Consider the following 6739-nt stretch of genomic DNA (forward strand, 5'->3'; position numbering starts at 1 on the left):
ATTATGGATGATATTTTTGAACCGCGCAGAAAAAAATTTTTTTGTGTACTGCGTACTCTTCTTCCTGCAGTATTTCCTGCACTCCTGTGTATCCTTTTTCTGGCAGCTGTTTCCCGTACCTCCGAAGGCGCACTGGAAAAAGAACAGACCGTTCTTCTTCAGGCACTGGAACATGGCGCTGTGCAGACCTATGCTCTGACAGGCAAATATCCGGAAAGTCTTTCGCAGCTTCTGGAAGAATATCACATCACCTATGACAGACAGAAATTTGTAATAGAATATATTCCCAGCGGATCCAATCTGTTTCCAATGATTTCTGTCCTTCCTCTTGAAGAGGATAAAGGAGGTATTTTATGAAACATTTTGCCGCAAAAAAGCATTCTTCCGACCTTCTCGCATCCCTTTTGCTTTTCGGTCTGTACGTGCTGCTTCTTCTGCTCCTGCTCCTGTTTGCGGCCCGTGCATACAGAAATGCTGTGCAGGGGACTGACGAGAACTCCAATCTTCGTACCGCCATGTCCTATCTGACTGTAAAAATACGGCAGCACGATAATGACACAGATGTTTTTACCGATACCATTGAAGACACTGAGGCGCTTTGTCTTACTGACAAAATTGACGGCCAAACCTACATTACTTATATTTATCTCTATGATGGAGAACTGAAGGAGCTGTTTACCACTAGGCAAAGCGATGCTGCTCTTTCCATGGGAACTACGATTGCTTCTCTGGATTCTTTCTCCATAGATGAAACACCGGAACATTTTTATCGTATTTCCCTGACTGATCACAACGGGCATACCGGAAGCCTTTTGCTTCATCCCGGAACACCTGTATAACGATAAGGAGACCTTACATGAAAAAATCAGCGATACATTCCAGAGCAGGATTGTTTCTGACAGAAATGATCTTTTCCATTCTGGTTCTCGCACTGACATCAGCCGTCTGTATTCAGCTCTTTGCCTCTGCCAGATCCAATCAAAAAGAAGCCAGAAACTGGAATCATATAGAAGAACTCATCATTTCTGCCGGCGAGATTATGGAAGGCACAGATGGAAATCCGGATCAATTCCTGAACCTGATGCCGGAAGGAGAATTATCCGGTAATAATCTTTTGTATTTTTACGACAGCCAATGGGCCCCCTGTTCCGAAACAAATGCAGTCTGGAAACTGACGGTAAGCTTATCTCATGCTTCTGATTACAAACAGGCTGTACTAGCCTTCCAGAATGCAGACGGAACGCTTGTCCATCAGCAGACCATACGGTTTCCCAGACTAACCAGCAAAAAGGAGGCCAATTAGATGAAATCACGTCACCGTTCTCTTGTTACCATGGGAATTACCTCTTTTCTTCTGATTTTTTCCGTATTATGTATGGTAATTCTGGCACTTCTGACATTTGGAAGTTCCCATTCTGATCTGACTATGAGCAAACGTTCCATAGAACAGACAACTGCCTATTATCATGCGTGCTGCACTGCAACGGACCTTTGCCGGGAGACGGAAGAAGAGCTTTACCAGATCCGCTCCACGGCGGCTGAGGAAAAAGACTATTATTCCAACACTGCCAGCCTCTGCAGTCTCGGTTTTTCATGGGAGGAAGACAGTCGGATGCTTACTGCTGAAATTTCGTATTCTGACCGTCAGGCTCTCCATCTGGAACTGCAGGTACTTTATCCACAGAATCCAGAGGATCCCGTGCTGGAAATCCACAAATGGCAGACGATATCCACAGGGGAATGGAACCCTGATACCAGACAGCCGGTTTATTCTTCCGGACTTCCCTCATAAACAGAAGGCCCTGCCGATCCACGTTTTCTGTCTGACGTCCAATATTTGCGAAGCAATTCCTGATGGCATACATTATTCCATACCTGACGTCCAGGTTTTTTACCAGTAAATAAATTTAATTAGGAGAAACTGCCCCATGAATGAAAATTTTGTACTTGATTTTTTAACAGATGCCGCACATACACATGCCTCGGATATCTTTATCATCGCCGGACTTCCTCTTTCCACAAAAACAGAAGGACAGCTGATTCACAAAGGTGACCGTCTGATGCCGGAAGATACCCGAAAGATTATCCACCAGATCTATCATCTTGCCGGAGACCGTGATATACAGCCATTCCTCAAAAACGGAGATGATGATTTTTCTTTCTCCATCCCCGGGCTTTCCCGTTTCCGTGTCAATACCTACCGTCAGCGCGGTTCTCTGGCCGCTGTGATCCGTGTGATTGCTTTTGAACTTCCTGACCCGAACCAGCTCCATATTCCTGAAGAAATCATGGAAATTGCTGATTTTACCAAAGGTATGATTCTTGTCACAGGTCCCGCAGGAAGTGGAAAATCCACTACCATGGCATGTCTGGTTGACCGAATCAACAATACCCGCGAAGGCCATATCATCACTCTGGAAGACCCTTTGGAGTATCTCCATCGCCACAAAAAATGCATTGTCAGCCAAAGAGAAATCTGTACAGACACGGACAGTTATCTGACCTCCCTGCGCGCCACCCTGCGTCAGAGCCCGGATGTTATCCTTCTGGGAGAAATGCGCGATCTGGAAACCATCCAGACTGCTATGACTGCCGCAGAAACCGGTCATCTCGTTCTTTCCAGTCTGCATACCATCGGCGCCGCCAATACCATCGGACGTATTCTGGATGTCTTTGAACCCAGCCAGCAGCACCAGATCGCCCTTCAGCTTTCCATGGTGCTTCAGGCTGTTATTTCCCAGCAGCTGATTCCGGACGTGAACAGTCACAGTATTCCCGCCTTTGAGGTCATGAAGCTGACACCTGCCATCCGCAATATGATCCGCGAAAACAAAGTCCACCAGATTGATGGTGTGATTTATTCTTCTTCTCAATACCAGATGCGTTCCATGGACCAGAGCCTGCTGGAACTTTACCGCCAGAAACGTATCACAGCAGAAACCGCTCTGAAACACGCCAGCAATCCGGAAATGCTGAAGAGGAAATTAATATAAAGCGTGTTTGAAAATTGCTTTCCGACAGATGTGCGTCACAATTTGCGGGAAATTTGACTCAAATGAGGGAGGCATAGCGGGCTATGTTGACCGAATGCGAGTCAAATTTCTCGCAAAGCGGGGCGTGCATATGACGGGAATGAATTTTCAAACACACTCTAAGCCACGATAAATAACTTCCTGTTTCAAAAACGATGTACGGATGCCATAAGACCAAAAGGACAGCTTTCTCCTTTTCTTTTGAAGAAGCTGTCCTTTTTCTATTATTGAAATAGAATATGTCAGAGAGCAGCCATGAGAGAACTGGCAAATCTCTGACACATGAATCCGCAATTCAGCTGACAATATTCCCCACTAACACATAGGAAACCACATACATGATCACACTAGCCATCAGAATACCGATGAGGATTGCAGCGGAAGATTTCTTAATATCCACATCCAGAAGAGACGCAATCAGTGCGCCGGTCCATGCACCGGTTCCGGGAAGCGGAATTCCTACAAACAGTACCAGACCAAGGAATTCATATTTCCGGATACGGTCACTTTTTCCCATCGCGCGGTTTTCCAGTTTAATGATCAACCCGCGAAACAGTTTTGTTTTTTTCAGCAGTTTAAAAATCTGACGGATAAACAGCAGGATAAACGGTATCGGTATAATATTTCCCACAATACACAGAGGAATCGATACCGTTTCCGGAATTTTCAGCAGAGACGCCGCCAAAAGACCGCCCCTCAGTTCCAGTATCGGAATCATAGAAATAATAAACACAACCGCTTCGGCAGATATAAACTGGGACAGATTTGCAGCAAACCATTGTACAAGTGCTTCCATAGTACCTCCTAACGATGATTCAGATATTTTTCCAGAAATGCGACAAATGCTTCCATTTCCTCACGCGTTCCAATGGTGATTCTCAAATGATTATGCGTTCTTCCTTTCGGGAAATAGCGTACATAAATATGTTTTTTCCGCAAAGCCTGGAACAATTCTTCTGCCGGACAAGTCTCGTGTGATGCAAAAATAAAGTTTGATTTGGAATCCTCAAAAGAAAATCCCAGTTTCCTTAACTCTTCTTTCGTCCATTCTCTTGTCTCTATAATTTTACGGCAGGTCTCCCGGAAATATTCCACATCCTCCATGGCAGCCACACCTGCAGCAATGGCCGTTCTGTCCATCGTATAGGAATTAAAGGAATACTTCACATCGTTAAGATATTTGATCAGCACAGGATTTGCACAGGCAAAACCAATTCGCATTCCTGCCATGGAACGGGATTTTGAAAACGTCTGCACCACCAGAAGATTGTCGTATTTATCAATCAGAGGAAGCGCGGAAGATGCACCAAAATCTACATATGCCTCATCCACGATCACAATACTGTCCTGATTTCTGCGGATGATCTCCTCAATATCAGCAAGCGGCATTTCCACACCTGTCGGCGCATTGGGATTCGGAAAAATCACACCGCCGTTTTCTCTGAAATAATCTTCTTTTCGAATATGAAAATTCTCATCCAGAACCGGTCTCTCATAAGGAATCCGGAACAGATCTGCCCACACATCGTAAAAAGAATAGGTAATATCCGGGAACAGAATCGGTTTTTTCCCATTAAAGAAGGTCAGGAAACACATGGCCAGCACATCATCGGATCCCACACCCACAAACACCTGGTTTTCATCCAGCTGATAATAAGAAGCTACCGCCCGCACCAGATCTCCGGCAGTCGGATCCGGATAAAGGCGCAGCTTATCTACCGGCATATTATGTAAAATTTCCTCCACGCCCGGTGCAGGCGGATAAGGATTTTCGTTTGTGTTTAATTTGATCATATCCGGCTGATTCGGCTGCTCACCGGGTGTATAGGGAACCACCATGCGGATATTTTCTTCCCATGTTTTCATCTTTATCTCCTTTCTGACGGCAAAGCTCGAAAACATTTGCCGCAGTTCTTATTTTCCATTACTGTTCACAATCATCATTTTTCTTCTAGTACATTGATATCTGCTATTGTAACCAGTCCATGCCTTTTTGTCAAAAGAATTTGTATTTTACTGTTTCAAATTTATATCTTACCGCCTTTAAACATGGCGTACCCGTGCAGTTTTATATTTTATAATGAAACAAGAAAAAATTCTCCCAGCGCTATAGAGCGTAATGAAATGTATTACAAGATATTCACGTACCTAATCTATATATCTCTTCTCTTCATAGTCCCTCTGTACCAATTTTCTATTTCAAATACCTTAATAGACAACTTTGTATTTATATGATAATATGAATTCTGCAATAATATTAAAGTTAAATTCATCTTTTATCATAAGAAAACAGGGGTTTTTACCTTAATACCACAAATAATCAGGAGGAATATTTCATGAATGTAACAGAACGTTTCTTAAAATATGTATCAATCGATACCACATCCAATCCGGAATCACAGACCACTCCCAGTACCGAAAGCCAGCTGACATTCGCCCATATGCTGGAAACTGAAATGAAAGAAATGGGGCTTGCAGATGTTTCCTGTGACGAACACGGTTATGTATTTGCCACCATTCCGTCAACTGTTTCCGAAGACACCGGCGTTGTTCTCGGCTTCATCGCCCATATGGATACTTCCGATGCAGCATCCGGTATCAACATCCATCCTCGTATCATCAAGAACTATGACGGCCAGGACATCCTGTTAAATGAAGAGGCAAATATTGTCATGAGCACAAAAGAATTCTCCTGCATGGCCCAGTATGAGGGACAGGATCTGATCGTAACGGATGGTCTCACACTTCTTGGCGGAGATGACAAAGCCGGAGTGGCAGAAATTCTTACAGCAGCAGAATATCTCCTTTCTCACCCGGAAATTCCACACGGAAAAATCCGTATCGGTTTTACACCGGACGAAGAAATCGGTGCCGGAGCTGACTTCTTTGATGTAAAGAAGTTCGGTGCAGATTTTGCCTATACCATTGATGGCGGGCAGTGCGGTGAGCTGGAATATGAAAACTTCAATGCAGCTTCTGCCTATGTGGATTTTGCAGGTATCAGTATTCATCCGGGAAGCGCAAAGAATCATATGATCAACGCTTCTCTTCTCGCCATGGAATTCCAGTCCATGATGCCGGAAGCTCAGAAACCGGAACATACCGAAGGTTATGAAGGCTTTATCCACCTGGAATCTGTAAAAGGAGAAGTGGAACATGCTTCCTCTCTCTACATTATCCGTGACCATGACATGGAGCTTTTTGAGCAGAAGAAACAGTTTATGAGCCGTGCGGCTGCGTATATGAACGCTAAATATGGTGAAGGAACGGTTTCCCTTCGCATAGAAGATTCCTATTTCAATATGAAAGAGCAGATTATTCCACACCAGCATCTGATCGACAATGTTCTCAAGGTATACGAAAAAGTCGGCGTTACCCCTGTGGTTCTTCCCATCCGAGGCGGTACGGACGGTGCGAAACTCTCCTTCATGGGACTCCCCTGCCCAAATCTCGGTACCGGCGGACACAACTGTCATGGACGATTTGAATTTGTCTGCATACAGTCCATGGAAAAATGTGTGGAAGTCATTGTGGAGCTTGCGAAACTGTACTGCAAATAAATTCAAAACCTTTTTAGCACCTTCTTATCTAAAGTGGGCTTTAGTTCAGCAACTGTATGTGAGAATTCTTCGAGTTTTACTATGCGTATGGTTTTCTCCGGAACTTTGGTTCAGTGCGAAACACTGTGAAGTGTGATGTGAAAAACC

At 44.3% G+C, this 6739-nt stretch carries 8 protein-coding genes and 2 pseudogenes; 7 read left to right on the top strand and 3 right to left on the bottom strand.

The genetic code is table 11. From position 1 onward, the window contains the following. Positions 1-3 precede the first annotated feature (3 nt). The 5 genes from ACTNEW_RS12365 to ACTNEW_RS12385 all read left to right on the top strand — a co-directional run bounded on the left by ACTNEW_RS12365 (position 4) and on the right by ACTNEW_RS12385 (position 2993). Entirely contained in the window at positions 4-357 is a 354-nt protein-coding gene (locus ACTNEW_RS12365) for a hypothetical protein (protein WP_441061438.1), read from the top strand. Next, positions 354-839 (top strand): DUF4860 domain-containing protein, encoded by a 486-nt coding sequence (locus tag ACTNEW_RS12370; protein ID WP_441061440.1) that lies wholly within the window; start codon positions 354-356, stop codon positions 837-839. The genes ACTNEW_RS12365 and ACTNEW_RS12370 overlap by 4 nt, the downstream gene beginning before the upstream one ends. Positions 840-856: 17 nt before the next feature. Further along, positions 857-1303: a hypothetical protein gene (locus ACTNEW_RS12375; RefSeq protein ID WP_441061443.1), complete on the top strand. Its 447-nt coding sequence runs from the start codon at positions 857-859 to the stop codon at positions 1301-1303. After that, positions 1304-1792, top strand: a complete 489-nt coding sequence (locus tag ACTNEW_RS12380) for a hypothetical protein (protein WP_441061445.1) — start codon at positions 1304-1306, stop codon at positions 1790-1792. A 136-nt stretch (positions 1793-1928) separates the two neighbouring features. Further along, complete coding sequence (locus tag ACTNEW_RS12385; RefSeq protein ID WP_441061448.1) at positions 1929-2993, top strand: type IV pilus twitching motility protein PilT; 1065 nt, start codon at positions 1929-1931, stop codon at positions 2991-2993. Here the strand turns inward: ACTNEW_RS12385 and ACTNEW_RS12390 are convergent. Continuing rightward, positions 2929-3084: pseudogene (locus ACTNEW_RS12390) on the bottom strand (DUF6783 domain-containing protein); the annotation flags it as partial. The gene ACTNEW_RS12385 and the pseudogene ACTNEW_RS12390 sit on opposite strands and share 65 nt — an antisense overlap. On the opposite strand from ACTNEW_RS12390, the pseudogene ACTNEW_RS12395 reads away from it, so the two are divergent. Then, positions 3061-3165: pseudogene (locus tag ACTNEW_RS12395) on the top strand (DUF6783 domain-containing protein); the annotation flags it as partial. The pseudogenes ACTNEW_RS12390 and ACTNEW_RS12395 overlap by 24 nt on opposite strands. Positions 3166-3327: 162 nt before the next feature. On the opposite strand, the gene ACTNEW_RS12400 reads toward ACTNEW_RS12395, so the two are convergent. Both ACTNEW_RS12400 and hisC read right to left on the bottom strand, forming a co-directional pair. Beyond that, positions 3328-3828, bottom strand: a complete 501-nt coding sequence (locus ACTNEW_RS12400; protein WP_441061450.1) for a COG2426 family protein — start codon at positions 3826-3828, stop codon at positions 3328-3330. 8 nt (positions 3829-3836) lie between these two features. Beyond that, complete coding sequence (gene hisC, locus ACTNEW_RS12405; protein WP_441061452.1) at positions 3837-4898, bottom strand: histidinol-phosphate transaminase; 1062 nt, start codon at positions 4896-4898, stop codon at positions 3837-3839. A gap of 470 nt (positions 4899-5368) precedes the next feature. Here hisC and pepT point away from each other — a divergent pair, with 470 nt between their 5' ends. Continuing rightward, positions 5369-6592 (top strand): peptidase T, encoded by a 1224-nt coding sequence (gene pepT / locus ACTNEW_RS12410; RefSeq protein ID WP_441061455.1) that lies wholly within the window; start codon positions 5369-5371, stop codon positions 6590-6592. Positions 6593-6739: the final 147 nt, after the last annotated feature.

The organism is Blautia sp. HCP3S3_G3, assembly GCF_052063365.1.
Classification (GTDB): domain Bacteria; phylum Bacillota; class Clostridia; order Lachnospirales; family Lachnospiraceae; genus Blautia_A.

Coding starts and splice junctions, on each gene's coding strand:
- ACTNEW_RS12365 (WP_441061438.1), top strand. CDS start 4: ATGGATGATATTTTTGAACCGCGCAGAAAAAAATTTTTTTGTGTACTG.
- ACTNEW_RS12370 (WP_441061440.1), top strand. CDS start 354: ATGAAACATTTTGCCGCAAAAAAGCATTCTTCCGACCTTCTCGCATCC.
- ACTNEW_RS12375 (WP_441061443.1), top strand. CDS start 857: ATGAAAAAATCAGCGATACATTCCAGAGCAGGATTGTTTCTGACAGAA.
- ACTNEW_RS12380 (WP_441061445.1), top strand. CDS start 1,304: ATGAAATCACGTCACCGTTCTCTTGTTACCATGGGAATTACCTCTTTT.
- ACTNEW_RS12385 (WP_441061448.1), top strand. CDS start 1,929: ATGAATGAAAATTTTGTACTTGATTTTTTAACAGATGCCGCACATACA.
- ACTNEW_RS12400 (WP_441061450.1), bottom strand. CDS start 3,828: ATGGAAGCACTTGTACAATGGTTTGCTGCAAATCTGTCCCAGTTTATA.
- hisC (WP_441061452.1), bottom strand. CDS start 4,898: ATGAAAACATGGGAAGAAAATATCCGCATGGTGGTTCCCTATACACCC.
- pepT (WP_441061455.1), top strand. CDS start 5,369: ATGAATGTAACAGAACGTTTCTTAAAATATGTATCAATCGATACCACA.